1 rRNA gene is annotated in these 1,649 nt (G+C 52.8%); it reads left to right on the top strand.

Annotated features, from left to right (window positions below):
- Window positions 1-1,649, top strand: a 23S ribosomal RNA gene (locus ACIBNA_RS45025); the annotation flags it as partial.

Below are 1,649 nucleotides of genomic sequence, written 5' to 3'. Positions count from 1 at the left end.
GGAGCCTCGTAAGGGGTGACGGCGTACCTTTTGTATAATGGGTCAGCGACTTACGTTCAGTAGCAAGCTTAACCGTATAGGGCAGGCGTAGCGAAAGCGAGTCCGAATAGGGCGTTCAGTTGCTGGGCGTAGACCCGAAACCAGGTGATCTATCCATGGCCAGGATGAAGGTGCGGTAACACGTACTGGAGGTCCGAACCCACTAACGTTGAAAAGTTAGGGGATGAGCTGTGGATAGGGGTGAAAGGCTAAACAAACCTGGAAATAGCTGGTTCTCTCCGAAAACTATTTAGGTAGTGCCTCGTGTCTCACCTTCGGGGGTAGAGCACTGTCATGGTTGGGGGGTCTATTGCAGATTACCCCGCCATAGCAAACTCCGAATACCGAAGAGTGCAATCACGGGAGACAGACATCGGGTGCTAACGTCCGGTGTCAAGAGGGAAACAACCCAGACCGCCAGCTAAGGTCCCCAAATATAGCTAAGTGGGAAACGAAGTGGGAAGGCTAAAACAGTCAGGAGGTTGGCTTAGAAGCAGCCACCCTTTAAAGAAAGCGTAATAGCTCACTGATCGAGTCGTCCTGCGCGGAAGATGTAACGGGGCTAAGCTATATACCGAAGCTGCGGATGCGAGCTTTGCTCGCATGGTAGGAGAGCGTTCCGTAAGCCTGCGAAGGTGCCTTGTAAAGGGTGCTGGAGGTATCGGAAGTGCGAATGCTGACATGAGTAGCGATAAAGGGGGTGAAAGGCCCCCTCGCCGTAAGCCCAAGGTTTCCTACGCAACGTTCATCGGCGTAGGGTGAGTCGGCCCCTAAGGCGAGGCAGAAATGCGTAGCTGATGGGAAGCAGGTCAATATTCCTGCACCATTGTTAGATGCGATGGGGGGACGGATCGCGGAAGGTTGTCCGGGTGTTGGAAGTCCCGGTCGCTGCATTGGAGAAGGCACTTAGGCAAATCCGGGTGCGGAATTCAAGGGTGTGGCGCGAGCTCCTTAGGGAGCGAAGCAATTGGAAGTGGTTCCAAGAAAAGCCTCTAAGCTTCAGTCTAACGATGACCGTACCGCAAACCGACACAGGTGGGCGAGATGAGTATTCTAAGGCGCTTGAGAGAACTCGGGAGAAGGAACTCGGCAAATTGGTACCGTAACTTCGGGATAAGGTACGCCCTTGTAGCTTGACTGGCTTGCGCCAGAAGGGTGAAGGGGTTGCAATAAACTGGTGGCTGCGACTGTTTAATAAAAACACAGCACTCTGCAAACACGAAAGTGGACGTATAGGGTGTGACGCCTGCCCGGTGCCGGAAGATTAAATGATGGGGTGCAAGCTCTTGATTGAAGTCCCGGTAAACGGCGGCCGTAACTATAACGGTCCTAAGGTAGCGAAATTCCTTGTCGGGTAAGTTCCGACCTGCACGAATGGCGTAACGATGGCCACACTGTCTCCTCCCGAGACTCAGCGAAGTTGAAGTGTTTGTGATGATGCAATCTACCCGCGGCTAGACGGAAAGACCCCATGAACCTTTACTGTAGCTTTGCATTGGACTTTGAACCGATCTGTGTAGGATAGGTGGGAGGCTATGAAACCGGAACGCTAGTTTCGGTGGAGCCGTCCTTGAAATACCACCCTGGTTTGTTTGAGGTTCTAACCTTGG

The organism is Streptomyces sp. NPDC050164 (assembly GCF_044459945.1).
In the GTDB taxonomy this organism is placed as follows: Bacteria; Actinomycetota; Actinomycetes; order Streptomycetales; family Streptomycetaceae; genus Streptomyces; species Streptomyces coeruleorubidus_A.
This window is presented reverse-complemented; position numbering and strand designations above follow the sequence as displayed.